Consider the following 25,403-nt stretch of genomic DNA (forward strand, 5'->3'; position numbering starts at 1 on the left):
GCTCACTCCCGATCGCGGTAGAACGGCGACCGGACCTCGACGTCGGGGAAGCGCCAGCGGAGTTCCAGCCCGGCCAGCACGAGGAGGGAGACCAGCGACGCGCCCGCGGCGAGGAACTGCGGGCGACCCATCCAGACCGGCGAGATGTAGATGACGCCGTTGACGAGCCTGGAGGGGAACAGCGACTTCACCCCGCCGACGAACGCCGAGATCGGGTTGAAGCCGCCCTCTTCGTTCTCGGCGTCGCCGGTCCGGGATTCCAGATCGAGTTCGGTGGCGCTCTGCCCGGAAGAGCTCCCCCCGCCGGTCCCGAGGCGCTCGGCGTCGTAGGGGTGGGTGACCGGCACGGACCACGCGACGGAGCCGTTCGGTGCGATCTCGGCGACGCGCTTGCCGTGGGTGTCGGCGACCAGCGTGTTGCCGTTCGGGAGCCGGTCGGCGTCGCGCGGCCACTGCATCCGGTCGTCCGACCACTCCCAGGACTGCGTCCACTCGTCGCCGTCGCGCTGGTACTCGACGATGCGGCCGTTCTCGGAGTCGGCGACGAGCACCGCCGGGCCGCCGCGTTCTTCGGGGATGTAATCGGGGTTGTGCTGCTCGTGGAGCGTCCCGTAGTCGTTCTCGCTGCCGAGCGTCTGGTTCTCGATCAGACCGGTCTCCCGGTCGAGGAAGACGACCTGGTCCTGGTTGCGGAGGCTGACCATCACGCGGCCGTCCTCGAGCACCTCGACGTCGTTGAGGTGCGCCCAGTCGTCGGGGAAGTCGCCGGCCTCTTCGACCGGGAAGTCGGCCTGGGCGTCCCAGAGCCACTCGACGATCTGGGTCTCGGTGTCGACGAGGAACACCTGGTCGTCGATCATGTCGGCGATCACGATGTGATTCTCGTCGACCCGGTCGTGGTCGTGCCACTCGGCGGCGAGCTCCTCGGCGTCGTAGCGAGCGTACACCTCCTCGACCTCGCCGGTCGAGAGGTTCGCCCGCTCGACGATGTTCCGGGTGCAGGGTGGCGACGAGCAGGTCGGCCCCTCCGTGTGGATGGTCTCCGTCGCTGCGTACTCGACGGTCATCGACTCGTTCGCCACGGGGTCGACATCGTAGTACTTCGTGTGTTCGTCCTCGTAGTACAGCACGGACCCGTCGGGGTTCCAGGCGATGAGCGTGCCGTACTTCGCGGACTCCGTCACGACGGTCACGTTGTCGCGCGGTTCGGGTTCGGGGACCGTGTCGGCGCTGGCCGTCCGCGGCGCGGTGGCGGCACCGTGGGCCAAGGCGACGGCCGAGAGGACGAGTATCGCGACGACGACGGCGCGTATCTTCCAGCGCATCTCGATGCCGGATACGCGCGTTGTGGCGCCAAAAGAGTATCCTTCTCCACGACAGGACCGCCGGTCATGCCAACGGAACTACATTTGGGGCTGGAGGGCGTATCCACGCCCGTGGAACAGTACGAACTCGACGACGTCGACCGGGGTATCCTGCACGCGCTCCAGGAGAACGCCCGGGACGCGACCATCGAGGACATGGGCGAGGCGGTCGGCGTCTCCGCCAGCACCGTCCGCAACCGGATCAACGACATGGAAGCCGCCGGCGTCATCGAGGGGTACTCTCCGCACGTGAACTACGCGAGGGCCGGCTACGACCTGCACGTCCTCTACCTCTGCCAGACCGACGTCGACGAGCGCGAGCGGCTCTCGAAGGCCGCCCTGGAGGTCGACGGCGTCGTCAACGTCCACGAGTTGCTCGACGGCCGGCAGAACGTGATCATCGAGGCCGTCGCGAGGGACACCGAGCACATGACCGACATCCACGACTCCGTCGTCCGCGCCGGCCTGGAGATCAGAGAGACCGAGTACGTCCGCAACAACTACGCCCAGCCGTGGAACCACTTCGGTGCCGAGGTCGTCGACGACTGAGCACGTCGACGTCCCTCCCCACTCCCCGAGAATCGTACCGCGCGAAGCGGGCCGTCAGGTCCAGCGGTCCAGCCCGGTCTGGACGACGGCGTCCTCGATGCGTTCGAAGCCGCGCTCGACCTCGTCGGCCGGCACCTCCCACTCCTCGGTGACGTAGCGCCGGGCCGCGTCCATGTCCGGGTCGATGTCGGTGTCGTAGTCGTAGTCGTCGGTGACCGCCGGGTCGAGAAACAGGTTCCGGATGCGGTCGGCGTGGGGGATGGACTCCTCGCGGGCGTCCAGGGCGCCCCAGAGGTCGCCGTGCTCGTGGATGAGCTTCACCGCGGTCTTCGGGCCGACCCCGGAGATGCCCTCGTTGAAGTCGGTGCCGACGAGGATGGCCGCGTCGACCAGTTCCTCCCAGGTGAGGTCGTGCTCCTCGAGGGTCGCCTCGAAGTCCATGCACTCTGGATTCCCTTTGCTCGTGAGTTGGCGGAGCGTGAACGGCGCGCCGAGCAGCAGCGTGTCGTAGTCCTCCGAGCCGGCGTAGTCGGCATCGCCCCGTCTGGCCATGTAGGCGGCCTGGGCTTCCCCCTCCGCGGGCGCCTTCACCACCGGCACGTCGAGCAGTTCCAGCAGTTCGCGGGTCGTGTCGACGATGGTCTCGGTGAGGCGCTGGGTCCGGGAGTCCAGCGTCGCGATCTCCGCGGCGTCGGCGTCGTCGCGCTCGCGGGCCTCCTCGAGCTGTTCCTCGTAGGACTGCCGCTGTTCCCGGCGTGACTCGACCTCGTCGTCCTTCAGCTCCGTGACGCCGCCGTCGAAGACGAAGACCGGCGTGATGTCGTTCTCGAGGAACTTCGGGAGCCCCTGGACGACGCCGACGAGGTTGGCGACCTCCTCGCCGTCGGCGGTCGTGTACACCTCCGAGCGGGTGAACCGGACGGTCGTCGTGAGGTAGCGGTACAGCCAGTTGTGCGCGTCGATGGCGACGGTCGAGCCGGCCAGCTCCCCGAAGGGCTTGGGCTCGAGGACAGCCAGTTGCCGGAGGTCCGCGTTTCCCATCGGCGGCGGTATGCGGTCCGGCGGCTTGAAACCGCCGGTGCCCGACGGCGCGGGCGGTCAGCGCTCCGGGTCCGCCGCGGCTGCCGTCGGCGGCTCCGACCCAGTCTTCCGGGCCAGGAACGCGACCTCGGCGTCGGAGAGGTCCCGTTCCCGGTAGCGGTCGAGGCCGGCCTGGTAGGTCTCGGCGGAGCGGTCGGGGGCGACCTGCGAGGTCGGCCGCTCCAGGACGAGTTCCGCGACGCCCGTATCCTCGCCGGTGAACGCGAAGCCGGCCCGGTAGAGCGCCTCGTAGGCGTAAGGGTTGTTGACGCCGATCCGGACGCGGTCGTAGCCCCGTTCGGCCGCCCGATCGGATACGAACCGGCAGAGTCGCGGGCCGAGCCCCTCGCCCCGAAGGTCGTCCCTGACGGTCACGTATCGGAGCCACAGCGTCGACGGGTCGGTCCGGTCCTCGTTGAAGGCGACGGCCGCGAGCACGGCGTCGTCCCACTCCGAGTCGGTGGCCGCATTGGGCTCCCGGACGACCGCCTTCCCCGTGTTCGACATGACGAACTTGCCGGCGTAGCTGAACCGGCGGTAGTCCAGCCGGAGCGTCGGCCCGTCCGGGGGCCACCCCAGGACCTCGATCTCCATGCCGACGCTTGCGGGGCAACGGTGTTAGGTTCGACGCTCGTAGCCCGGGTATGGACTGGGACGTCCGCGCCTTCGACGCCTTCGCCCCGGCCTACGACCTGTTGATGCCGTCGGCCGACGCCGTCGCGCTCCGGAAGGGACTGTACTGCGCCGACCGCGACGTCGAGCGCATCGTCGAGGTGGGCGGCGGGTCGGGACGGGCCGCCCGGGAGGTCGACGCGACGGTCCTGGACCCGGCCCGCGGGATGCTCGAACGGGCCCGCCGGAAGGGGCTGGAGACGGTCCAGGGCAGCGCGGCCGATCTGCCGCTGGTCGACGGGTCGGTCGACGCCGTGCTGGTGGTGGATGCCCTCCACCACTTCCCCGACCACGCGCGCTGCCTCTCGGAGATGGCGCGCGTCCTCGCGCCGGGCGGCGTCCTCGTCGTCAGGGAGTTCGACCGCTCGACGCGCCGCGGTCGGCTGGTCGAGCGGGCCGAACCCCTCTTCGGCTTCGATTCGCAGTTCTACACCGCGGCGGAGCTACTGGAGGCCGTCGACGCTGCAGGGCTGGACGCCAGGCCCGTCGAGTACGGCTTCGAGATGACCGTCGTCGGCGTCAAGAAGTAGTACCCGGGTCGAACGCGGCCGGGGGTGGTCGGAATCTACGCGATCTGGAAGTAGAGGAAGCGCCAGATCGCCAGCACGACGGCGCCGCCGACCAGCATGATGGCGGCGAAGACCGGTTCGGCGCCGCGGGCGGGGAGGGCGACGACGCGGATCACGAGCGCGATCAGCACCGCCGGGATCCACGACCGGATCGCCAGCGGGATCGAGGAGTTCGGCGCGGAGCCGCCGCCCGGGGAGTAGGCGCCGATCAGGGGCGCACAGATCAGCCAGCCGAGGACGAACGGCCCGGCGACGATCAGGTAGAGTGATGGTTCGGCCTGTATCTCTTCGACGGTGCTGTGCTCGAGAGTCCCCACGAACAGGAACGCCAGCAGGGCCACGAGGTCCCCGACGGCGATGGGCCACGTGCTCGCGTCGAGGCGCTGTTCGAGGAACGACTGCTCTGGCATGCGCGACCGTTCGGCGCCACCCCTTCAAGTCCTTGCGGATTCGGGCGTCCGTGGGACGGACCGACACCCCGGACCGTCAGCCGGCGGCGTCCGGGTCGGCGTCGCCCATGCCGGACCCGGCGGGCGGCCGGAGGACGAGGGCGGCCAGCCCCGCGGCGACGGCGAGGCCGCCGCCCAGCGCGAACGTCGACACCCAGCCGAAGCCGGCGACGAGGAAGCCGGCGACGGTGCCGGCGATGACGCCGCCGCCGACCTTCGCGGTGTAGAGGACGGCGTAGTTGCTCGAGGAGAACTCCGCGCCGTAGTAGTCGGCCAGCATCGCCGGGAAGTAGACGTACAGCGGCGAGGAGAAGAACATCGCCGCCATCACCAGCCCGACGAAGGCGATCTCGGCGTCGGTCTCGCCGGCGGCGATGAGCCCGAACCGGAACACCCCCGCCAGGAGGAACGACCCGGCCATGACGTACTTGCGGGGGTAGCGGTCCGAGACCTCGCCGAGGACGAGCCGGGAGACGCCGGCGGCCAGCGGGAGCAGCGTCGCGGAGGCGGTGGCGACGACCGCGGCGAAGCCGAACGCCTCGGCGAAGCGGACGACGTTGGCGATGACGAGGAGGTCGGCGCCCGCGATGGCGACGAACATGGCGTAGAGCAGCCAGAACTGCCAGGTCCGGAGCACCTCGGTCGTCTTGTACGCGCGACCGCGGAGGGAGGCGGCGAGGTCGGAGTCGTCCTCCTCGGCGCCGTTTTCGCGGGCGAGCCACTCGCTCGGCGGGTCCCGGAGGACGACCGTCCCGAGGAGGAGGACGATGAGGATGCCGAGGCCCATGTTCCGGAGGACGTCCTGGTATCCGCCGACGGTGGCGTTCGCGCGGACGTAGGGGACGACGAGCGTGCTGCCGGCGGCGAAGGCCATCGTCCCGATGCCGGTCGTCAGGCCGCTCCGGTCGGGGAACCACTTGACGGCGGTGTTGACGGCGACGGTGTAGACGATGCCGACGCCGACGGCGCCGACCGAGTAGAGGACGTACAGCTGCCAGATCGACGTCGCGTACGCGAGGCCGAGGTAGCCGCCGCCCGCGAGGATCGCCGCGAGGAACGTCAGGTAGCGCGGCCCGGAGCGGTCGCGCCACCAGCCAGCGGGGAACTGCGAGAGCGACTGGAAGACGACGTAGAAGGAGAAGACGGCGCCGAGCGCCGGCAGCGAGATCTCCAGGCTCTCGGCCAGCGGACCCTCGATCGACGACCAGACGTACTGGTAGGGGCTGACGGCGGCCATCATCGCCGCCGCGGCGAGAATCTGCCACCACCGCGAGAAGCCGAGGGCGTCGCGTGCGCGGCCCGCGTAGTCGACGGACGACGAGTCGCCACTCATTGCCCGCGGCTTCTCGCGGTGTCGGGATAAACGGACGGACTTCGGTCGCTGAACTCAGTTCTCGAAACGAGTATGCGCAGGAGGAATTACGACGTGGCCGCGACTGAATCGAACGGTTACTGATAAGTGGGTTTGAGAATCCGATTCTGAGCCGATATCACCGCACTTTTCGGGCCCCTAACCACGTCATAAGTTATAGAGATAGCTCTCGTTTACCATTCAGGACCAACTCATCAATGGCAGATACAGTATCCAGCCCGTTTGGGAAACACTTATATGGTTATTCCTCATAGACTGTAATGTATTATGACTGGTTATTACGACGTCGTCCTGGGGCTCATCCCGCTTTCACTCGCCGGCCTGACCGCACTCCTCTTCGTCGCCGGGATGTCGTTGTCTGTCTCGATCCCGCTCGCCTCCGTCGTCACCCTCGGCCTGATGGGCCACGCCATGTTCGTGAACGCCCCCGTCTCGCCGACGCCCGCGGACGCGAACGCACAGCAGTCCAGCGACTCCTCCTCGACGACCGGATTCACGGCCGACTGAACGTCACGCCAGCACACCCGCAGCACTAAGCGCACCGCATCCGAACCCCTTCCTATGACGGACGTCCTGTTCCTGCAGAGCGACGAGCTATCGGACCTCGCGACCCCCGCCGAGTACGTCGAGTGGGTCCGCGACGGCTACGAGAGCCACGGCAACGACGGGTCCGCCGAGCCACGGACCAAACTCGTCAGCGCCGACCCGCCGGGCATGTGCACTGGCTACCTCGCGATCCTCCCGGAGGTCGGCGGCATGGGCGGGTACACCTACGCGGCGGGCTTCGGCGACGGCGACGTCCACTTCGCGCTGCCGCTGTTCGACGCCGAGTCCGGCCGGATGGAGGCGCTGCTCGACGGCGCGTCGATGAACCCCTTCAAGACCGGCGCGGCCGGCGCGGTCGGCGTCGACGCGCTCGCCCGGGAGGACGCGACCACGCTCGCGATGATCGGCTCCGGAGCCCAGGCCCGCGGCCAGCTGAAGGCCACCGCCACGGTGCGGGACTTCGAGACGGTCCGTGTCTTCTCGCCGACCCGCGAGAGCCGCGAATCCTTCGCCGCCGACTTCGACGACCGGCTCGACGCTGACGTCTCGGCAGTCGAGTCCGCGGCCGAGGCCCTCGAGGAGGCCGACGTCGTCGTCACGGCGACGAAGGCCGAGGACCCGGTCTTCGACGACGCGGACCTCCCGGACGACGCCCACGTCACGGCGATGGGCCAGTACGACCGCGGGAAGCAGGAGATTCCCCCGGAGACGGTCGCCCGGTCGACGTACGTCCCGGACCTCCGGGAGCGCGCCTTCCAGGACGCGGGGGCGTTCCTCGCGGCGCTCGACGACGGGCTCGTCGACGAGGACCACGTCCACGCCGAGCTGGGCGAGGTGGTCGCCGGCCACGAGGCCGGCCGCACGAGCGACGACGAGGTGACGGTGTTCGACAGCGGGGGAACGGGCATCGAGACGGTCGCCGCCGCCTGGAACCTCTATCGCCGGGCGGAAGAACAGGGTCTGGGTCGCCCCCTCGAGTTCGCGCCGGGCAGTGAAGCGTTGACCGGCGAGTGATCAGAGGTAGGGGGCCAGGCCGACGGCCTCGACGAGGGCGACGCCCACGTAGATCGAGCCGAGCAGGTACCCCGCGATTGCGCCGCCGTTGAGCAGCGGCAGGCCGGCGTGGGCCCGCCCCTTCATCACCATCCACATCAGGATCAGGAGGCCGACGATGGTCCCGACCATCGCACCGAGCGCCGGCACCGTCAGCGCGACGCCCTCTATGTAGGCCACCCGGACGTCGCCGGGCCGGAAGAACGCCGCCGACGCGACGAGGATGGTCGGCATGACGGCGTCGCCGAGCCCGATGAAGAACGAGTCGCGCTCGAAGGGCTCGGGCGCGTCCCCGTCCGGCGTCTGGCCGTCGGGTTCCTCGGGAGCCGCGGGACCGGGGTCTTCCGGGGCTGCAGCGTCGTCGGCTTCGGTCCCGTCTTCCTCCTCTGCGAGTGTCTCCGGGCCTTCGTCCTCGATGAACGAGTACGACGCGGTGAGCGGAACGACGAGGACGACCGGGAGCTTGAGGTCCATCACCCCGGAGGCCAGCGTCAGCATGTGTTCGGTGCCGTACACCGAGACCGCGTCGTAGACGGCGAGGACGACGAGGAGGACGATGGCCGGCAGGAGGCCGAAGCTGATGCCGAAGAGGCCGGCCGCGCCGGCGCCCATCACCACGCCGGCCGCGTCGATGACGTACCACTCGGGGTAGACGAGCAGGCCGACGCCGAGGCCGAGCGCCGCCAGGACCGCCACGACGTTCACGCCGGCGACGGAGACGACGTCCGGGACGATCACCGAGAAGACGTAGAACGACAGGAACACCGACGCGAAGATGACGAGCCCCTGGAGCAGCTGGTCGACGCCGAATCGCATCGCGACGAGCATGAACGCCGTCGCGACGAGGATGGCGCCGACGTAGACGACGCTGTTCGTCGGGTCGGAGGGGTCCTCGACGGTCTGGTAGCCGGCGTCCATGAACGGCTGGACGAGCGCGAGCGCGCCCACCTGGACGAGCAGGAAGAGTCCGACGGTGGCGGCGACGGCGGCGTACGCCCGATTCATACCCCACGGTTCCGGGGGCGGTCGTTTGGGCGTTGTGGTCTCGCCGATGCCCCCGATGGTCCGGCCGGTCCCGGTGGCGAGTCAGGGGGCGTACGTTCCCTCGAGGGTCGCCTCCGCGAGGACGAAGTCGTCCATCGTGTCTCGGAGGGTTTCGGCGTTCGTCTCCTCGTCGACGTCGAGCGTTCGGTCCAGGGCGTACAGTTCGAACCGGTAGGTGTGCTCGCCGTCCGGCGGGTTCGGGCCGCCGTACCCCTGTTCGCCGTAGTCGTTGCGCCCTTCGACCGCGTCGTCGGCGTCCCAGTCCTCCGGGATCTGCTGGTGGTCGGTGTCGACGTTCCAGACGACCCAGTGGTCCCACACCTTCCCGGCCGGGTCGACCGCGTCGGGGTCGTCGACGATCAGCGCCAGCGACTCGGCGGTCGGCGGGACGCCCTCGATCTCCAGCGGCGGGTTGACGTTGCGCTCCTCGTAGCCGTACTCGTCGGGGATCGGTCCTCCGTCCTCGAACGCTGAGCTTGACAGCGACAGCGCCATGTGAGAAGCTACGACGTCCAGTCCTGTTTTTCTATCGGGGGGCGGGACCGCGGGGCGTCACCGCGCGTAGAGCTTTTTCCCGAGGAGGTTGGGGAGGACGACGCCGTCGGCGGGGGAGACGGCCACGTAGGGACGGTCGACGGGACCGAAGACGTCGACGACCTCCCCGACGTCGTCGAGGTCCTGGTCGACGACGCGGTCGCCGACGTCCGGGTGCTCCTCGTCGGGACAGCGGACGACCGCGAGCCCCTGGGCGGTCCTGACGACCTCGCCGACGCGCTTCATTCGCGGAGGGCGGTGACGTACGCGGCGACGGCGCCGAGCAGGTCGGACTTGCTGGCGTCCTCGGCGCCCTTGACGACGACGCGGCCGCGCTCCTCGTACTCTCGTGGATACGTCTTGTCGCGCTCGATGACGGCGTCGTAGCCGACCTGCTGGACCGCCTGGGCGATCTCGTCGACGGTGGGCTCCGGCACCGCGAGGTCCTGGGGGACGCGGCGACCCTCGCGGCGGGAGCACTCGGCGTCGAGATAGGCGGGCCAGATGACGTTCTCGACCATACGCGAGCGTGCGCGACGCCGGCCTAAAAAGAGGGCGGTTGCGGGTTACTGTCGGCGGGCCAGCAGCGCGGCGGCCGCCAGCGCGGCCGCGGCGACGCCGACGCCGAAGCCGGCGCCGTCACCGTCGCTGCCGTCGTCGCCGCCGGGCGTCGACTTGCCGGTCTCGTCGGGCGTCGCGGTCGCGTTCTGCTCGGCGAAGGCCTCGGGGTGGAACGTCTCGGCCATCGTCCGGAGCGGTTCGACGACGCGCGGGGCGGCCTGGCTGACGAGGTTCGCGTCGACGCGCAACACCTGGTCGTTCTCGACGGCGCTCGTGCTCGGGAACGGCTCCGCCTCCGCGTCGAAGGCGCCGTCCTCGTCGGTGGTGACGATCCACTCGGGGTCCTGCTCTAAGATCACCTCGTCGGAGATCTCGCCGTACTGCTCGATGCCGGCCTCGGCGGCGACGTTGTTCCCGCCGGCGGTCTCGACGATGTCGTCGATGAACGTCCCGTTGCCCGCGGCCGTGCCGAAGAAGTAGTAGAGGACGTCCGGACTGTCGCGGTCCGCGGTCGCGTTGCGGATGGTCTCGACCTCCTCGCGGGTCTCCTGGGCGGTCGTCGCGCCCGCCTCGCAGTCGCCGACGAAGTGGCCGTACAGTTCGGTCTTCGCGTAGATGTCCTCGAAGGACGACTCGAAGGGCGAGCGGTAGACGGTCTGGTCGGCGTCCCGGAGCTGCTGGACGGTCTCGTCGCTCGCGTAGTTCGGGACGACGACGAGGTCGGCGTCGAGTTCGATGATGGTCTCGACGTCGAGGCCCATCCCGTCGTCGGAGATGACGTCGGTCCGGTTCTGGGAGCCGTTCAGGTACTGGGTGTAGTCGCGGACCGGCATGCCGACGACGCGGTCCGCGGCGCCGATCTCCCAGAACGTCTGGGCCGAGGCCGCGTCGGCAGCGACGACGGTCTCCGCGGATTCGTTCAGCGTCACCTCACTCCCGGTGCCGTCGGTGACCGACACGGGGAACGAACAGTCGGTCCCGCCGTCGTGGCTCGCGGTCGCGGGGGTCACCGCGATACCGCAGAGGGACACGACCAGCAGGGTCGCGATCAGTGTGGCTCGGAGCTTGCGCATCGTTCACGCCAAGAAGCGTATACAATAAGTATTTGGCTAAACCAACCATGCTTGTATCATGGTCCTCCGTCGGACGGTCGCGTGGTCGACGACCCTCGTCGCGCTGCTCGTCGCCGTCGCCGTCGGCAGCGCGATGGTCGGGCCGGCCGACATCGGTCCCCTCGAGGTCGTGATGGCGGCGCTGAACGGTGTCGCGCTGCCGCTGCCGACGCGGAGTGGAATCTCCTGGGTTCGCCCGTTCGACTTCGAAGTGCCGGCGACCAGCGAGGCCATCGTCCGCACCGTCCGGCTGCCGCGCATCCTGCTCGGCGCCATCGTCGGCTTCGCGCTCGCGCTCGCCGGCACCGTCATGCAGGGGTTCTTCCGCAATCCGATGGCCGACCCATCGATCATCGGCGTCTCGACGGGCGCCGCGGTCGGCGCGGTCGCCTTCATCGTCTTCGGGGCGGCGCTACCGCTGTCGGCGGGCTTCGGGCTGCCGGCGTTCGCCTTCGTCGGCGCGCTGGTGACCGCATTCGGCGTCTACCTGATCGCCACGGAGGGCGGGCGGACGCCCGTGGCGACGCTGCTGCTTGCGGGCGTCGCCGTCCAGACGTTCCTGGGGGCCGTCATCTCGTACATGCTGCTGCACGCCGGCGAGACCCTCCAGCGGGCCGTCTACTGGCTGATGGGCCACCTCCACGACAGCACGTGGCCGAAAGTCTGGCTCGCCCTCCCGGTGGTCGCCGTCTTCTTCGTCCTCCTGTGCGCGTACGCCCGCGACCTGAACGTCCTGCTGCTCGGGGAGGAGGACGCCCACACCCTGGGTATCGAGGTCGAGCGTACCAAACGCATCCTGCTGGCGGCCTCCAGCGTCGTCACCGCGGCGGCCGTCGCCGTCTCGGGCGTCATCGGCTTCGTCGGCCTCATCGTCCCCCACGCGATGCGGCTGGTCGTCGGTCCCGACCACCGCATCCTCCTGCCGACCAGCGCGCTCGCCGGTTCGGTCTTCCTCGTGGCGACCGACACCGTCGCCCGCTCGGGGGCCGCCGAGATGCCGGTCGGCATCGTCACCGCCGCGCTGGGCGCGCCGTTCTTCCTGTACCTGCTGGTCGACCGGGAGGTGCACGCGCTGTGATCGACGTCGACGGGGTCCGCGTCGACCTCGGCGGGTCGACCGTCCTCGAGGAAGTTTCGCTGACCGCCGAGGAGGGGCAGTTCCTCGCGCTGGTCGGCCCGAACGGCGCCGGGAAGACGACCCTGCTGCGGACCTGTAACGGCCTGCTGGCGCCGACGAGCGGTCGCGTCACCGTGGATGGGGCGGACGTGGCGTCGCTGTCGGCCCGGGAGATCGGCCGCCGGGTCGCGACCGTCCCCCAGGAGACGGCGCTGGCCTTCGACTTCGACGTCGAGGACGTCGTCGCGATGGGTCGGACGCCGCACCGGTCGCGGTTCTCGTCGACGACGGTCGCCGACCGCGAGGCCGTCCGGGGGGCCATGGAACGGACAGACACCGCGCGGTTCGCCGAGCGGTCGGTCGGCGACCTCTCGGGCGGTGAGCGTCAACGTGTCGTCCTCGCGCGGGCGCTCGCCCAGGAGACGCCCGTCCTCCTGCTCGACGAGCCGACGGCGAGCCTCGACGTGAACCACCAGATCCGGACGCTGTCGCTGGCCCGCGAGCTCGCCGCCGAGGGCAAGGCGGTCGTCGCGGCCATCCACGACCTGGAGCTGGCGGCGCGGTTCTGCGACGCCGTCGCGCTGCTCTCGGACGGCCGGGTGCTGGCCGCCGGTCCTCCAGAAGACGTGCTGACGGCCGGCCACGTCGAGACCGCCTTCGACGTCCGCGCGGCGGTGACGACGAACCCCGTGACGGGGACGCGGGCCGTGACGCCGCTGTCCGACGCGCCCCCGGGCGATCGACGCGTCCACGTCTTCGGTCGCGGGGAGGCCGCGGCCCGAGTGATCGGCCGGCTGGTCGACGCCGGCATCGAGGTGACCGTCGGCGTGCTCCCGGAGGGCGACGTCGCGGCCGCGACGGCCCACAGCGTCGCGAGCGAGGTCGTCACCGCGCCGCCGTTCGACACCGTTTCGGACGACCGACGGAGTCGGGTCGCCGAGCTGGTCGCGGCTGCCGACGCGACGGTGATCGCCGGGCCACTCGACGAGGCGAACCGGGCGTTGGCCCGCGACTGCGACCCCCTGTTCGCGCTCGATGGCGTCGATGCGCCGCCGACCGCCCACCCCGTTTCGGAATCCGAACTCGTCGAGCGGCTCCGAACCCCGCCGGCCAGACACTCCTCGCCGACTCGTTCGTAGCGCCGACGCTGCTACCACTCGCCTCCCGGACGTATCTATCCGGTAACAGCTCAACCAATACTGTTATGTGGTACCACGTCGCATATATTGCCGGAGGGACAATCGATGGCAGCCAGCCCAGAGTGGACGCATCCGGCAGACGAGCGCATCCTGCGATACCTCGAGGAGCACCCGCCAGATTACGTGCCGCTCATCGCGAACCGACTGGGGATGCACCTGGGATACGTCGAGCGGCGCGTCGAGGCGCTCGTCGACCACGGGCTGGTCGAACCGATCAGTGGGGAGTCCATCTACGCGGTCACCGAGCGGGGAGAACGGTTCCTCGCCGACGAGGCCGCGGCCGCGGCGGCCGATTGCGACGACTGATCAGTTCTGTCGCGTCGACCGGGCCTCGCGGACCTCCGCGCCGTCCCTCAACTTGTCCTCGCAGTTCGGGCAGACGCGGACCGTCTCCATGCCCTGCGGCGCGAAGACGCGCACGTAGTTGTCCGTCACGAACGTCTCGCAGTTGCGACAACGTGGCATACGTACACTCCCCACACGAAGTTCAAAGTATCTTTCCTTCCGGCGCGAAAACTAGGCGCTCGTCCCGGCCAGCGACTGGTTCAGAACGTGACCTCGTTGCCGCACTCCTGGCAGGTGAACTCGAAGCGGTTCTCGTCGGTCAGCGAGAGGCCGTGGCCGGTCTCCTCGCCGCACTCGCTGCAGTGCAGCACCGACTCGATGGACTCCCAGTCGTGCTTCGAGGACGGCGCGCCGAAGGCGAAGCCGACGACCGACTCCTCCTCGTCGTCGTTGTACCCCTCCTGGTACTGCCCCGGCGGGAACCGGATCACCTCGCCGGCGGAGACGGTGACCGGCTCGGTGGCCTCGGAACTCGGTTCGTCCGCGACGTCGAAGGTCGCCTCGCCCTCCAGGACGTAGAAGACCTCCTCCTGGTCGTGGTGGGTGTGGAGGCCCCCGGAGAACGACTCGCCGGGTTTCAGTTCGAAGTAGTTCATCGCGAAGTGCTCGGTGCCCAGCGCGTCCGAGACGGGTTTGCGGACGCTGTGGACCCCGAGGGGACTCCGTTCGACGTCGACGTCGTCGATGGCGACCTTGCGCATACGGCCGCCTCGCCCGCACTTCTTATAAACGGTTTCCCTGTTGTAACAGGTGTTGAAAATACCCGGGGGACCCAAACGATTACCCCGGTCGATGCAATACACCGGTGTAGAACAGCGCATGCGATACTTCGACCTCGTCCTGACGTCGGACCACAACGGGATTCACCCGGTCGACGCGGAGCTGGCCACCCTCGGCGGGGTCGAACGGGAGGCACTGCTCCACATCGACGCCTTCGGCGACGGGACGGGCGTGTTGCTCTACCGGCTCGCGGGCGACCGCAACGCCGTCGTGGAGTCCGTCGAAGCCAACGACTACGTCATCAGCTACGATATCCTCAAGGTGGAGGCCGAGAACACCTTCCACCTCTACCTCCATGTCCACCCCGGCGAGCCCGCCGGGACGCTGATGGCGCTGTGCTACGAGTTCGCGCTCATCATCGACACGCCGATCGAGTTCACCGACCGCGGCGGCGTCCTCGTCACCATCGTCGGCACCCACGACATGCTCCGCGAGGCCCTGAAGGCCGTCCCGGACGACATCAACATCTCCATCCAGCAGGTCGGCCAGTACTCACCGGGAACCCGGGACATGCTGTCGATGCTGACCGACCGCCAGCGCGAGGTCTTCGAGACGGCCGTGGACATGGGCTACTACGACATCCCGCGACAGGTCAACCAGAGCGACCTGGCAGAGACCCTGGAGTGTGCCCCCTCGACTGTCGACGAGCACCTCCGCAAGGCCGAATCGAAGATGCTGTCGGCGCTTCTCCGCACCGCGGAGTCGAGCGGCTGAGAAGCGGGAGTCGCCACCAGAATTCGGTGTTTTCAGAGCGTTACCACCGACGAGTCAGCAGCGCCGCCGACAGCAGTGCGAACACGGTGACGAGTGCCCCGAAGCCCGGCCCGTCACCCGGCGTCGGGGTGGACTGGCCGTTCGCTCCGGCGCTGTTCGCTCCCGCATCCTGACCGTCGGCGGTCGAATCCTCCGCGGTACTCCCACCGTCACTCCCCTCGTCGTTCACTGCGTCCGTCGACGTGGGTGCAGGCGTTCCGGTTTGTGAGCTTCCCTCCTCGGACGTCGATTCCGCCCCATCGTCACCATTCTCGTCAGAGGAATCGTCGGTGCGAGTCGGCGTCGCCTCCTGTTCGGTGGTTCCCTCTCCAGTACTCCCGTCACTATCGCCGTTTCCGTCGCTCGGTCCATCTTCCGACGGCGGCGGTCCGAGTTCCTCACGGGCCCCCGCTTCCGACTCGAAGTCGCCGATCCAGAAGTAGTGGGAGTCCAGGTAGACCTCCTCGTAGCTGTCGTCGTACGTGGTCCCGTTCACGTATCCCTGAAACTGGTACCAGCCGGGGTCGCCGGTGTTCTCGACGCAGTCCGCGAGGACGGCGATCGTCGCGTCGGGGGCGTTGAGGTTGATCGGGTCACCGCCGAAGTCCCCTTCGTCGAAGAGTTCGAGGGTGATCCGGTTGTCGCCCACGTTGTAGTTCTTCATGTGCTCGAGCAGGTCGACGTCGGTCTGGGTGCCGGTGTTGTTGTTCCCCCGGTCGATGCCGAACGTCCGGGCGTTGTCCGGGTTACAGCCCGTGAAGCTCGCCTGGTCGCTCTCGATCCAGTAGAAGTCGACGTACTTGAGCCCGCGTTCGCTATCGAAGGCGTCGGCGCCCGCCGAGCTCATCACGTAGTTCCCGGTGGTCGTGGAGGGGCTCCGATCCTCGGTGGTCTCCGGGTAGACGGTGAAGTTCGCCGGCGAACCGTGCCCGGCTGCCGCGACGCCTGCGAACTGTACCGCGACGATGGCGACGACGAAGAGCACGCTACCAACCAACAACCTGTTTCTGATTTCTCCCATGTGTCTAGGTACGCCGGAGCGGTGGGTGCAAGTAATAGTTGTGTAACGGGTAGGGGGTTGCTTTCAGTTTCCACGGACTGTTCGATCGCTGAGAACCAGGCCCTCGTGTTCTACTAGACAGCCTGGGAGGGATGGTCACCCTGCCCCGATACGACACGTACTGTGTTCTCAATCGCCGAAACAACTATATTCGAAGGTGCTAATATTAGCACTATCTAAGATGTCCGAGAACGCAAGCGACGCCGATTCGAGCGGTTCCGGCCCCGCCAGGTCCGATGCGTGCTGTTCCGCCGACCACGGGTTGACCGAGGAGGAGCTAGCCAACGACGTCCAGTTGCTCACGACGCTGGGCAACGACACGCGCTACGAGGCGCTGCGCCTCATCGCGGGGGCCGACGACGAGATCTGCGTCTGCGAGCTCGAACCGTCGCTCGGCGTGAGCCAGGGTGCCGTCAGTCAGGCGCTCTCCCGGCTCTTCGGGGCGGGACTTGTCGAGCGTCGCAAGGAGGGCCGGTGGCGCTACTACTCCACGACGCCGCGAGCCGAACGGGTCCTGAGCGTGCTCGACGAGACGAGGGCGATGACCGATGACTGACGAGTCGACGTCCGCCGGGGTGGAACCGGGACTCGACGCCGCGGAACAGCGCGCCGCCGTCCGGGAACGGTACGGCACCATCGCCGCCGAGGGATCGACATGTTGCGGTGGTGGACAGGATAGCTGTGAGTCGTCTGACGAGGCAGCCCTGGAACGGGGTTACGCGGCCGAGGACGTAGCTGCCGTCGCCTCTGGGGCGAACCTGGGGCTGGGCTGTGGCAATCCGACGGCCATCGCCAGTCTCGAGGCGGGCGATGTGGTCCTTGACCTCGGGGCGGGCGCCGGCTTCGACTGCTTCCTGGCCGCCCAGGAGGTCGGCGACGATGGACGCGTCGTCGGTGTCGACATGACGCCGGCGATGGTCGAGAAGGCCCGCGAGAACGCCGCGGAGAACGACGCCTCGAACGTCGAGTTCCGGCTCGGCGAGATCGAGCACCTGCCCGTCGCCGACGCGTCCGTCGACGTGATCATCTCGAACTGCGTCGTCAACCTCTCGCCCGACAAGCCGCAGGTGTTCCGCGAGGCTTACCGTGTCCTGCGGCCGGGCGGCCGACTCGCCATCTCGGACGTCGTCCTGACCGCAGAGTTACCGTTCGACCTCCAGGCAGACCCGGAGTCGGTGGCGGCCTGCGTCGGTGGTGCCTCGTCGATACCGGACCTCGAGTCGATGCTGTCAGAGGCGGGGTTCATCGACGTCGCCATCGACTCGAAGTCCGACAGCGAGTCGTTCATCCGCGAGTGGGACGAGGAACGCGACCTGAGTGACTACGTCGTCTCGGCGACGATCGAAGCCGAGAAGCCGACCACCTGATTCGACAATCGTTCCGAGAATACGAGTCTATGACCGACACCTCGATCACCTTCCAGCCGGCCACGGACGAGGAACTCGATCGGATAGAGACCCTCCTGACCGAGAACGACCTTCCCACAGCGGACGTCCGGGACGGACTGGGGCGATTCGTCGCCGCGCGCTCGGAGAACACCGTGGTCGGGGCGGGCGGCCTCGAACTGTACGAATCGGTCGGGCTACTCAGGTCGCTCGTCGTCGACGAGTCGGCCCGGGGCCAGGGACTGGGATCGACGCTGTGTGACGAACTGGAAGAGCGTGCGAAGGCTGCCGGCGTCGATACGCTATATCTGCTGACGACGACCGCCGAGGACTTCTTCCGGCGACGGGGGTACGAGAGGATCGACCGTGACGCTGCACCGTCCGAGATCCGAGGGACGACAGAGTTCCGAGACCTCTGTCCCACGTCTGCGACCTGTATGGTCAAAGAGCTCTGAGCAGTCTCTGGATCGGTTTCTGACTGGAACCGAGAATCGGGCAGGTGGATCCCTATTCCTCGTCTTCGTCTTCTTCCTCGGGGGGACTGTCCGCTACGAACGTATCCTGCATCTCCCCGAAGTAGTCCTCGTTCGAGATCTGGTGGAGTTTGTCCAGTTGGGCGATGTGGATGTCGTGATAGAACTGGTTGCCGCGGTAGGCCTCGCTGTAGGCCTCCTCACCGTTCTCGTACCAGTTGTAGCTGTCGAGGCCGTAGTAGCTGACCTCGCCCGGGACGCGGAACTTCTCCATAGTGTCCTCGAGCGTCGTCAGGGAGGCTTCGAGGACCGCGCGACTCTCAGCAGATCGAGTATGCAGCCAGTAGTCGTAGACACCCCACAGCCCGACGCAGTACCCGTTCAGCACGTGCGTGGGTGGATCGGCCGGGTACTCCTCGATCCAGTAGTAGCCGTCGTCGACCATGCTCGTCCACGGACCGTCGGTGTGGCGGTCGAGCGTCGTGAAGCTCCGGAAGACGCGGTCGGCGTTCTCCCGGTGCCGGTCCTCGCCGGTCAGTTCGTGGAAGTACGTGTACGCCGAGAGCGCTACGCCCTGGACCATCCCCGAGAACCACGGGGCCTCCAGTTGCGTGCTCGAACCGCCCTTGTCCACCCGATAGGGGAAGTAGGGTGTGCCGGCCTCGTCGGTCACGGCGTCCTCGAGGAACGCTTCCGACATCTCCTCGGCGCGGTCGAGGTATCCCTCGTCGCCGGAGACGCGATAGCAATGGAGGAGCCGGAGGAGCCACCGCGCCGACCGCAACGGGAAGTGACCGGTCTGGTCGCCGACGGTCGCCTCCTGAAGGTCGTCGACGCGCTGGACACGCTCGACGCTGTAGAGGCACTCGGGTTCGTCACGACGGAAGTCGCCGAAGAACTGCGGTCGACGTTCGTACGGTAGCTCCGCGAGGTCGTAGCTGCGGCGCTCGACCGGGACGCCCGCGATTCGAGTCTCGTCGGGTGTGGACTCCTCGGTAGTGGGCTCCGGCGTCGGCGATTCGTCGGTCGTCGGCTCCGGGGTGGGTGTCTCGTCGTCGTCGGCGTCGGTCGTACAGCCGGCGAGGAGCACACTCCCCGAGGCGGCGAGCGAAACGCGACGGGCGAGGGCGCGACGAGTGAGATCGTTTGCGTCCGACTCCTGTCCAGTCATTCGACTCAATCTTCTTGGTCCCTCATCGTTATTATATCTGTGATAATCTGGTGTTAGAACTCCGTTCAACTGTGCTGGAGGAGACGTCACGAGAGGGGAGGCAATTAGGGGTTCAATGGAAATGGAATCGAGGCACCGACCTAGATGATGTAGGAGCTTACCCTTCTGAGTCCGAACTGATTCGACGGTGTAACCGTGCGCTACGGGTCCGCCTCGTCCCCGTCGTCAGAGAGGCTTCCACGCAGGTGCCTGGACCGCGAGATAGGACGGGATAGCCTTCAGCAGCGACCGCCGAAACGACCAGCGGAGAGATCGGGAATCGGAGAATATATGTAGAATAAATTGTATTAAATAATATATGACAATATTGGCGACCGTCGACGGCGACGACGAACGCGATCCAGTCGTCGAGACCGGCTATGACCTGGCGACCGCGTACGAGACGGAACTGCACGTCCTCCACGTCGTCACGCAGGAGGCCTTCGAATCCCGGAAGAAGACCGTCGAGCAGGTCGACGAGTTCCGGGGGTACAGCAAGGAACAGCGAGCCGATGCCGCGGCGAACGTCGCCAATGAAGTGGTGATGGAGACCCTCGACGAACCGAACTTCGAGATGGTATCGACGGTCGGACAAGTAGGCGATCCTGTCGACTCCATCATCGACGTCGCCCGTGACGTGGAGGCGGAGTACATCGTCGTGGGCGGGCGGAAACGGTCACCCGCGGGGAAGGCTCTCTTCGGTAGTACCGCCCAGTCCGTGCTCCTCGAGTCTGATCGACCGGTCGTGACGGTCATCGACGAAGACGGGTGACTACAGGCCATCACGATACGGTCACGCTGGATTCGTCGGTATCGAGCGAGGAGGTGGACTGCGAGTTGGTAGCTCCCGTGTTCGTGATCTCCACCCGCTCGATCCGTGTCGTGTCGACCGCTTCGACGGTCAGTTCGTGGCCCTCGTAGGCGAACGTCTCACCGGCGCTGACGAGCCGCCCGGACCGATCGAAGATGAAGCCGGCGACGGTCTCGTAGGCCTCACCCTCCGGCAGGTCGACGTCGAGGACTTCGTTGACGCTCTCGACGTTCACCGTGCCGTCGACGCGGACCGTGCGCTCGTCGACGACCTCGAGGGATTCCGACTCCCGGGCGTCCAGAATCTCACCGACGATCGTCTCGACGATATCCTCGGTCGTGACGAGGCCCTCGATGGTGCCGAACTCGTCGACGACGACCACCTGTTCGATTCGCCGCCGCCGCATCTCCCGGAAGAGCTCGTCGGCCGGCTTGCTCTCGGGGACGGTGAGGGTCTCGGCGACGAACCGGTCGATCCGGTCACCCGCCGGCGCGTTGGCGATGTCACCCAGTTCGATCACGCCGACGATGGTATCGAGGTCGCCGTCGTACGTCGGGAGTCGGGTGTGACCGCTGTCGACGCACGTCGATACGGTCTCTTCCACCGTCGCGGTCCGGGGGACCGCCGTGACGTCGAGTCGCGGCGTCATCAGTTCCTTGGCGATGGTCGCCTCGAACCGGAGCACCCTTCGAAGCAGTTGTTGCTCCACGGAATCGATCACCCCCTCGCTCTCCCCCGTCTGTATCACCTCCCGTATCTCCTCGCGGGTCACGTACGGGTCGCCGACCGCCGACCCGCCGCCGGTCACGCGATTGACCAGGCGGGTCAACCGGTCGAACGTGGCCACGAGCGGCAGCAGGACGTACCCGGAGAGTCGGAGTGGTCGGGCGACGGTCAACGCCCACGACTCCGTGTGCTCGATGGCGTAGGACTTCGGCGCGCTCTCGCCGAACAGGAGGATGACCGCGGTGACCCCGAACGTGGCCGCGAGGACGGCTTGGCCGCGCGCGAGGTACATCGCGAGCAGAGCCGTCGCCAGCGACGACATGGCGATGTTGACGAGATTGTTCCCGACGAGGATCGTCACGAGCAGCCGATGGGGGTCGGATTTCAGCGCCTCGACCGTCTCGGCGCCGTCCACGCCTTCCTCGGCCAGCGCCTCGATCCGGTGTCGGGGCAGCGAGAACATCGCGATCTCGGCCGACGAGAAGAACGCCGACAGGACGAGCAACACCAGGAGCGCGCCGACGCCGAGGGTGGCGACGAGCGCCGTCGAGCCAGCATCGATCCCCACCATCCCGATGCTGGTCGCCGTCATCGGTCAGTCGCCCATCGAATCGACGTCGGTCGGCATTTCGGGTCCAGTCTCGTCCGTCGGCGGCGTCTTCGCCACCGCCGATTCCGTCTCGTCGTCCGGGAAGTAACACGCCGCCCGGTGGTCGGGGTCGCCGGCTTCGTCGAGGCCGGGCTCGACGCCCCAGCACTTCTCTTCGGACTTCGGACACCGCGGCGCGAACGCACACCCGGAGGGCAGGTCGACCGGGTCCGGAGGCTCGCCCTCGAGCAACACCCGGGTCCGGTCGGCGGTGGGGTCCTTCTCCGGCGCCGCCGCCAACAGCGAGGACGTGTAGGGGTGTTTCGGCTGGGCAGCGATGCGGTCGACGTCGCCCTCCTCGATGATTCGGCCGAGGTACATGATGGCGAGCCGGTCGGAGACCTGCATCAGGCTCGCGAGGTCGTGGGAGATGTAGACGATCCCGATGTCCTCGGTATCGGCGAGCCGACGCAGGAGGTTCAGCAGGTTGACCTTCAGCGAGACGTCCAGCATCGAGGCCGGCTCGTCGCAGATGAGGAAGTCGGGGTCCAGCACGAGCGCCTTCGCGACGGCGACGCGCTGGCGCTGGCCGCCGGAGAGCTCGTGGGGGTACTGGTCGAGGAACTGCTCGGCCGGCGTCAGGCCCACTCGCTCGAGAGTCTCGATGATCGCCTGTTCCTTCTCGTCGGTGCGGTAGCCGTGGATCGTCAGCGGCTCGCCGACCAGCTTGCGGACCGTCTGTCGCGGGTTCAGCGAGTCGAAGGGGTCCTGGAAGATGATCTGGACCTTCCGGCGGAACTCCTTGAGGTTCCCGTCCATGTAGTGGTCGTGCGACTCGCCGTCGAAGACCATCTCGCCGCCCGTCGGCTCCTCCAGGAGCGCGATCGTCTCGCCGAGCGTCGACTTCCCACAGCCGCTCTCCCCCGCGATGCCGAGCACCTCGGAGCGACGGACCGACAGCGAGACGCCGTCGACGGCCTTCACGTAATCCGGGGACTCGCCGCGGAACTTCCCGATGAGCGACTGGCTCTGCTCGTAGTACTTCTCCAGATTGTCCGTCTCGAGGATGACCTCACCGCGACCGGACTCCCCCGCCCCGTCGTCGGTGATGTCCCACGTCTCGGGGTTCTTCGCTTCCTCGCGCATCGTCGCGGCCTGATCGACGTGGTGGCACGCCGACCGGTGATTCCGGTTCGGCAGTTCGTGCAGAGGTGGATGGGACTCCTCGCACTCCTCGGTCGAGAACGGACACCGGTCCTTGAAGACGCAAGCCGAGGGCTCCTGATTGAGATTCGGGGGCGACCCAGGGATGGCAACCGGATCCTCGTCGCCCTCGTCGATCTCCGGGAAGGAGTTCTTCAGCCCCATCGTGTAGGGGTTGGTCGGGTTGACGAGCACGTTGTCGACGCTTCCCTGCTCCATCACCTTCCCGCCGTAGAGGATCGACAGCTCGTCGCAGGTCTCCGCGATGACGCCGATCTCGTGGGTGATGAGGAGAAGCGAGCTGTCCATCCGCTCTTGGATCTCCAGGATCTTGTCGATGATCTTGTCCTGGACGATAACGTCCAGGCCGGTCGTCGGCTCGTCGGCGATGATGAGGTCCGGCTCCAGCGCCAGCGCCATGGCGATCGTGACGCGCTGACGCATCCCGCCGGAGAACTCGTGTGGGTAGTCGTCGATGCGGTCGGGGTCGAGGCCCACCATCTCGAACAGTTCGCGGACGCGCCCGCGGGCCTTCGAGTCCGTGACGTTCCGGTGGGTGTGGATCGCCTGGGCGATCTGGTCGCCGGTCGACATCACCGGGTCCAGCGAGTCCATCGCGCTCTGGGGGATGTAGGCGATGTCCTCCCAGAGGACGTCCCGGCGTTCCGCCTCGGAGAGGGCGGTGAGGTCGCGACCCTCGAACTCGACGGTGCCCGATTCGACGGTCCCGTTCCCGGGAAGCAACCCGAGGATGGCCTCGGCGACGGTGGACTTCCCCGAGCCGGATTCGCCGGCGAGGCCGTAGTTCACTCCCTCGTCGATGCTGAACGAGACGTCGTTGACCGCGTGGACCGTCTCGTCGTCGGTTGCGTACGTGACCTTCAGGTTCTCGATGTTGAGTAGCGTCATTGTTCGGATCGGATCTCTGGGTTGACGACCTCCTCGTAGGCGCGCCCGATGAGGAAGACCGAGGTGGTTATCGCGGCGATACCGATGGCGGGCGGGAGGACCCACCACCAGGCGACCCGCATGTTCCCGGACTCGAAGACCTGCCGGAGCATCCGACCCCAGCTGGTCATCGTCGGGTCGCCGAAGCCGAGGAACGCGAGGCTGGCCTGCGCGGCGATGGCCCAGGCGACGCCGTAGGCGGTGTACAGGAAGCCGATGGGCAGCACGTTCGGCGCGACGTGGTACAGCATCGTCCGGAGGTCGCTGGCGCCGCTGGCCTTCGCGGACTTCACGAACGTCCGTTCCCGGACCGAGAGGACCTCCGAGCGGACGACACGGGCGGGCATCTTCCAGAGGAAGCCCGCGATGATGGCCGTGATCAGCCAGACGCTCGGCGTCACGAACGTCAGCAACAGCAGCGCCATCGGCATGAACGGCAGCGAGAACGTCAGGTCGGTCAGCCGCATCAACACCTCGTCGACCCAGCCGCCGTAGTAGCCGCTGACCAGCCCGACGAGGAAGCCGATGACCCCGGTTCCGACCCCGCCGAACAGTCCGACGATGAACGTCGGCTGCGCGCCCGCGAGGAACTGGCTCAGGACGTCCTTCCCGAAGGCGGTCGTGCCGAACACCGCCTCTCCGGACGGCTGGTCAAGCCGGAGTATCTGTCCGTCTTCGCCGCGGACGTCGTGTTCGATGGGGTCGTGCGGGGCGAGCATCGGCCCGAACAGACCCAGCAGGACGAACAGCGCGACGATGATGAGCCCGGCGAACGCCAGTCGGTCCTGTCGGAGGAACGCGAACTGGTCGGCGACGAAGCCGCCCCAGCTGTGGAGGCGCTCGGAGATGGCTGATCGCTGCTCCGTCTCGGTGCTCATGCGGTCCCACCTCCGCTGGTCGATACGGTCGGATCGAAGTACGCGTAGAGGACGTCAGCGAGGAGGTTCGCGATGATCACCGCGAGCGCCATGATGAACACCGCGGCCTGGACGAGCGGGTAGTCCTGCTGCTGGATCGCCAGGACGAGCTCCCGGCCGATCCCGGGCCAGCCGAAGACGACCTCGAGGAGGATCAGCCCCTGGAAGATCATCCCGAGGCGGAGCGCGAAGTACGTCAGGATGGGTAGCATCGAATTCCGCCCGGCGCGGGCGAGCTGCTCCATCTCCGTGAGGCCCTTGGCGCGGTGCAGCTTGAGGAACTCCGAGCCGCGCTTCTCGACGACGCCGTTGCGGGCGAGCAACAGGAAGTCGCCGCTGAAGTACAACACCGCGATGGTGAACGGCAGGATGTAGTGGTGGGCGAAGTCCAGGGAGAGGAAGGTATCGAGGTAGCCGTCCGGGGTCGCCGTCACCGACCGCATCCCGAAGGCGGGGACGAGTTCGAGGTTGTACGCGAAGATGATGATGAAGAAGATGGCGGTGATGAACACGGGCGTCGACCGCAGGAACGTCGTCGTGATGATGCTGGCCTTCTCGAGGGTGCTCCCGCGGTTCCAGCCGACGTACATGCCGAGCAGAGAGCTCAGGATCGCCGTCGTCACCAGCGCCGGCACCAGCAGGACGAGCGTGTTCACGAGCCGGGGCTCGAGGACCTCCCAGACCGGCTGGCTCCGGAGGATGGAGTAGCCGAACTGGAATGTCAGCAGGCTCCAGATGTAGTCGAGGTACTGCTGCCACATCGGTTTGTTCAGGCCGTACATGGCCCGGATTTCCTCGATCTGTTCCTGGTTGAGGTTCCCGGAGGTCACGAGGGCCTCGAACGGGCTCCCCGGCAGGAGCCGGAGGACGACGAAGATGACCGAGACCGCCACGAGCGTCAGACCGATGGAGACGGCGATCCGCTTGAGCAGGAATCGCAGGAACTGGTTCATCGGCGCACCTCACGGATCGGCCGGGATGG

30 protein-coding genes are annotated in these 25,403 nt (G+C 67.6%); 12 read left to right on the forward strand and 18 right to left on the reverse strand.

Going from position 1 to position 25,403, the window contains the following annotated elements; translation table 11 throughout:
• Positions 1–2: 2 nt before the first annotated feature.
• Complete coding sequence (locus tag HWV07_RS03065) at positions 3–1,325, reverse strand: arylsulfotransferase family protein (protein WP_178332892.1); 1,323 nt, start codon at positions 1,323–1,325, stop codon at positions 3–5.
• Positions 1,326–1,436: 111 nt separating this feature from the next.
• Between HWV07_RS03065 and HWV07_RS03070 the strand changes: the two genes are divergently transcribed.
• Positions 1,437–1,913 carry an Lrp/AsnC family transcriptional regulator gene (locus tag HWV07_RS03070; RefSeq protein ID WP_246279819.1) on the forward strand — a complete coding sequence of 159 codons (477 nt, stop codon included), beginning with the start codon at positions 1,437–1,439 and terminating at the stop codon, positions 1,911–1,913.
• A 54-nt stretch (positions 1,914–1,967) separates the two neighbouring features.
• Here the strand turns inward: HWV07_RS03070 and fen are convergent, their stop codons facing one another.
• On the reverse strand, positions 1,968–2,954 hold the full coding sequence (gene fen / locus HWV07_RS03075) for a flap endonuclease-1 (RefSeq protein ID WP_178332894.1): 987 nt from the start codon (positions 2,952–2,954) through the stop codon (positions 1,968–1,970).
• 57 nt (positions 2,955–3,011) lie between these two features.
• Positions 3,012–3,587 (reverse strand): GNAT family N-acetyltransferase, encoded by a 576-nt coding sequence (locus HWV07_RS03080; protein WP_178332895.1) that lies wholly within the window; start codon positions 3,585–3,587, stop codon positions 3,012–3,014.
• Positions 3,588–3,637: 50 nt separating this feature from the next.
• Between HWV07_RS03080 and HWV07_RS03085 the strand changes: the two genes are divergently transcribed.
• Entirely contained in the window at positions 3,638–4,195 is a 558-nt protein-coding gene (locus tag HWV07_RS03085; RefSeq protein ID WP_178332896.1) for a class I SAM-dependent methyltransferase, read from the forward strand.
• Between the two features lie 35 nt (positions 4,196–4,230).
• Here HWV07_RS03085 and HWV07_RS03090 read toward each other — a convergent pair whose 3' ends face one another.
• Together HWV07_RS03090 and HWV07_RS03095 are read right to left on the reverse strand one after the other, a co-directional pair.
• Positions 4,231–4,644: a DUF3054 domain-containing protein gene (locus HWV07_RS03090; protein WP_178332897.1), complete on the reverse strand. Its 414-nt coding sequence runs from the start codon at positions 4,642–4,644 to the stop codon at positions 4,231–4,233.
• 76 nt (positions 4,645–4,720) lie between these two features.
• Positions 4,721–6,016 (reverse strand): MFS transporter, encoded by a 1,296-nt coding sequence (locus HWV07_RS03095; RefSeq protein WP_178332898.1) that lies wholly within the window; start codon positions 6,014–6,016, stop codon positions 4,721–4,723.
• A gap of 306 nt (positions 6,017–6,322) precedes the next feature.
• Here HWV07_RS03095 and HWV07_RS03100 point away from each other — a divergent pair, with 306 nt between their 5' ends.
• Positions 6,323–6,562, forward strand: a complete 240-nt coding sequence (locus HWV07_RS03100; RefSeq protein ID WP_178332899.1) for a DUF8015 family protein — start codon at positions 6,323–6,325, stop codon at positions 6,560–6,562.
• A 54-nt stretch (positions 6,563–6,616) separates the two neighbouring features.
• Entirely contained in the window at positions 6,617–7,615 is a 999-nt protein-coding gene (locus HWV07_RS03105) for an ornithine cyclodeaminase family protein (protein ID WP_178332900.1), read from the forward strand.
• On the opposite strand, the gene HWV07_RS03110 is transcribed toward HWV07_RS03105, so the two are convergent.
• The 5 genes from HWV07_RS03110 to HWV07_RS03130 form a co-directional block, all read right to left on the reverse strand.
• Positions 7,616–8,659, reverse strand: coding sequence for a presenilin family intramembrane aspartyl protease PSH (locus tag HWV07_RS03110; protein WP_178332901.1), 1,044 nt, complete (start codon positions 8,657–8,659; stop codon positions 7,616–7,618).
• Positions 8,660–8,740: 81 nt separating this feature from the next.
• Positions 8,741–9,193: a YbhB/YbcL family Raf kinase inhibitor-like protein gene (locus HWV07_RS03115; RefSeq protein WP_178332902.1), complete on the reverse strand. Its 453-nt coding sequence runs from the start codon at positions 9,191–9,193 to the stop codon at positions 8,741–8,743.
• A gap of 57 nt (positions 9,194–9,250) precedes the next feature.
• Positions 9,251–9,478 carry an H/ACA ribonucleoprotein complex subunit GAR1 gene (locus HWV07_RS03120; protein WP_178332903.1) on the reverse strand — a complete coding sequence of 76 codons (228 nt, stop codon included), beginning with the start codon at positions 9,476–9,478 and terminating at the stop codon, positions 9,251–9,253.
• The gene (gene srp19 / locus HWV07_RS03125) at positions 9,475–9,753 is read right to left on the reverse strand and encodes a signal recognition particle subunit SRP19 (RefSeq protein WP_178332904.1); all 279 of its coding nucleotides are present in this window, start codon (positions 9,751–9,753) and stop codon (positions 9,475–9,477) included. Before srp19 ends, HWV07_RS03120 begins: the two co-directional genes overlap by 4 nt.
• A 45-nt stretch (positions 9,754–9,798) precedes the next feature.
• Entirely contained in the window at positions 9,799–10,866 is a 1,068-nt protein-coding gene (locus tag HWV07_RS03130) for a PGF-CTERM-anchored ABC transporter substrate-binding protein (RefSeq protein ID WP_178332905.1), read from the reverse strand.
• 55 nt (positions 10,867–10,921) lie between these two features.
• Here HWV07_RS03130 and btuC point away from each other — a divergent pair, with 55 nt between their 5' ends.
• The 3 genes from btuC to HWV07_RS03145 all read left to right on the forward strand — a co-directional run bounded on the left by btuC (position 10,922) and on the right by HWV07_RS03145 (position 13,527).
• On the forward strand, positions 10,922–11,983 hold the full coding sequence (gene btuC, locus HWV07_RS03135; protein ID WP_425487815.1) for a vitamin B12 ABC transporter permease BtuC: 1,062 nt from the start codon (positions 10,922–10,924) through the stop codon (positions 11,981–11,983).
• Positions 11,980–13,161 (forward strand): heme ABC transporter ATP-binding protein, encoded by a 1,182-nt coding sequence (locus HWV07_RS03140; RefSeq protein WP_178332907.1) that lies wholly within the window; start codon positions 11,980–11,982, stop codon positions 13,159–13,161. The genes btuC and HWV07_RS03140 overlap by 4 nt, the downstream gene beginning before the upstream one ends.
• 105 nt (positions 13,162–13,266) lie before the next feature.
• Positions 13,267–13,527 (forward strand): MarR family transcriptional regulator, encoded by a 261-nt coding sequence (locus HWV07_RS03145; protein ID WP_178332908.1) that lies wholly within the window; start codon positions 13,267–13,269, stop codon positions 13,525–13,527.
• Here the strand turns inward: HWV07_RS03145 and HWV07_RS03150 are convergent, their stop codons facing one another.
• Together HWV07_RS03150 and HWV07_RS03155 are read right to left on the reverse strand one after the other, a co-directional pair.
• On the reverse strand, positions 13,528–13,686 hold the full coding sequence (locus HWV07_RS03150) for a DUF7563 family protein (protein WP_178332909.1): 159 nt from the start codon (positions 13,684–13,686) through the stop codon (positions 13,528–13,530).
• A gap of 80 nt (positions 13,687–13,766) precedes the next feature.
• Entirely contained in the window at positions 13,767–14,267 is a 501-nt protein-coding gene (locus HWV07_RS03155; RefSeq protein ID WP_178332910.1) for a cupin domain-containing protein, read from the reverse strand.
• Between the two features lie 118 nt (positions 14,268–14,385).
• On the opposite strand from HWV07_RS03155, the gene HWV07_RS03160 reads away from it, so the two are divergent.
• Positions 14,386–15,060: a helix-turn-helix domain-containing protein gene (locus HWV07_RS03160; protein WP_178332911.1), complete on the forward strand. Its 675-nt coding sequence runs from the start codon at positions 14,386–14,388 to the stop codon at positions 15,058–15,060.
• Positions 15,061–15,100: 40 nt separating this feature from the next.
• On the opposite strand, the gene HWV07_RS03165 is transcribed toward HWV07_RS03160, so the two are convergent.
• On the reverse strand, positions 15,101–16,084 hold the full coding sequence (locus HWV07_RS03165; protein WP_178332912.1) for a PGF-CTERM sorting domain-containing protein: 984 nt from the start codon (positions 16,082–16,084) through the stop codon (positions 15,101–15,103).
• 256 nt (positions 16,085–16,340) lie between these two features.
• On the opposite strand from HWV07_RS03165, the gene HWV07_RS03170 reads away from it, so the two are divergent.
• Genes HWV07_RS03170 through arsN2 form a run of 3 tightly spaced genes read left to right on the forward strand, consistent with a single transcriptional unit; the run spans position 16,341 to position 17,999 of the window.
• The gene (locus tag HWV07_RS03170) at positions 16,341–16,715 is read left to right on the forward strand and encodes an ArsR/SmtB family transcription factor (protein ID WP_178332913.1); all 375 of its coding nucleotides are present in this window, start codon (positions 16,341–16,343) and stop codon (positions 16,713–16,715) included.
• Positions 16,708–17,526 (forward strand): arsenite methyltransferase, encoded by an 819-nt coding sequence (arsM, locus tag HWV07_RS03175; protein ID WP_178332914.1) that lies wholly within the window; start codon positions 16,708–16,710, stop codon positions 17,524–17,526. The genes HWV07_RS03170 and arsM overlap by 8 nt, the downstream gene beginning before the upstream one ends.
• 29 nt (positions 17,527–17,555) lie before the next feature.
• Positions 17,556–17,999 (forward strand): arsenic resistance N-acetyltransferase ArsN2, encoded by a 444-nt coding sequence (gene arsN2 / locus HWV07_RS03180; protein ID WP_178332915.1) that lies wholly within the window; start codon positions 17,556–17,558, stop codon positions 17,997–17,999.
• Positions 18,000–18,051: 52 nt separating this feature from the next.
• Here arsN2 and HWV07_RS03185 read toward each other — a convergent pair whose 3' ends face one another.
• Positions 18,052–19,188, reverse strand: coding sequence for a D-glucuronyl C5-epimerase family protein (locus HWV07_RS03185; protein WP_178332916.1), 1,137 nt, complete (start codon positions 19,186–19,188; stop codon positions 18,052–18,054).
• 358 nt (positions 19,189–19,546) lie between these two features.
• On the opposite strand from HWV07_RS03185, the gene HWV07_RS03190 reads away from it, so the two are divergent.
• Positions 19,547–19,999, forward strand: a complete 453-nt coding sequence (locus tag HWV07_RS03190) for a universal stress protein (RefSeq protein ID WP_178332917.1) — start codon at positions 19,547–19,549, stop codon at positions 19,997–19,999.
• Between the two features lie 10 nt (positions 20,000–20,009).
• Here the strand turns inward: HWV07_RS03190 and HWV07_RS03195 are convergent, their stop codons facing one another.
• From HWV07_RS03195 to HWV07_RS03210, 4 genes are read right to left on the reverse strand one after another with little or no spacing between them, the layout of a single operon-like run.
• Positions 20,010–21,356 carry a hemolysin family protein gene (locus HWV07_RS03195; RefSeq protein WP_178332918.1) on the reverse strand — a complete coding sequence of 449 codons (1,347 nt, stop codon included), beginning with the start codon at positions 21,354–21,356 and terminating at the stop codon, positions 20,010–20,012.
• Positions 21,357–21,359: 3 nt separating this feature from the next.
• A complete protein-coding gene (locus tag HWV07_RS03200; RefSeq protein ID WP_178332919.1) occupies positions 21,360–23,465 on the reverse strand; it encodes a dipeptide ABC transporter ATP-binding protein in 2,106 nt (701 codons plus the stop codon).
• Positions 23,462–24,382: an ABC transporter permease gene (locus HWV07_RS03205; protein WP_178332920.1), complete on the reverse strand. Its 921-nt coding sequence runs from the start codon at positions 24,380–24,382 to the stop codon at positions 23,462–23,464. Before HWV07_RS03205 ends, HWV07_RS03200 begins: the two co-directional genes overlap by 4 nt.
• Positions 24,379–25,374 (reverse strand): ABC transporter permease, encoded by a 996-nt coding sequence (locus tag HWV07_RS03210; RefSeq protein ID WP_178332921.1) that lies wholly within the window; start codon positions 25,372–25,374, stop codon positions 24,379–24,381. Before HWV07_RS03210 ends, HWV07_RS03205 begins: the two co-directional genes overlap by 4 nt.
• Between the last annotated feature and the right edge of the window lie 29 nt (positions 25,375–25,403).

The organism is Natronomonas salina, assembly GCF_013391105.1.
Classification (GTDB): domain Archaea; phylum Halobacteriota; class Halobacteria; order Halobacteriales; family Haloarculaceae; genus Natronomonas; species Natronomonas salina.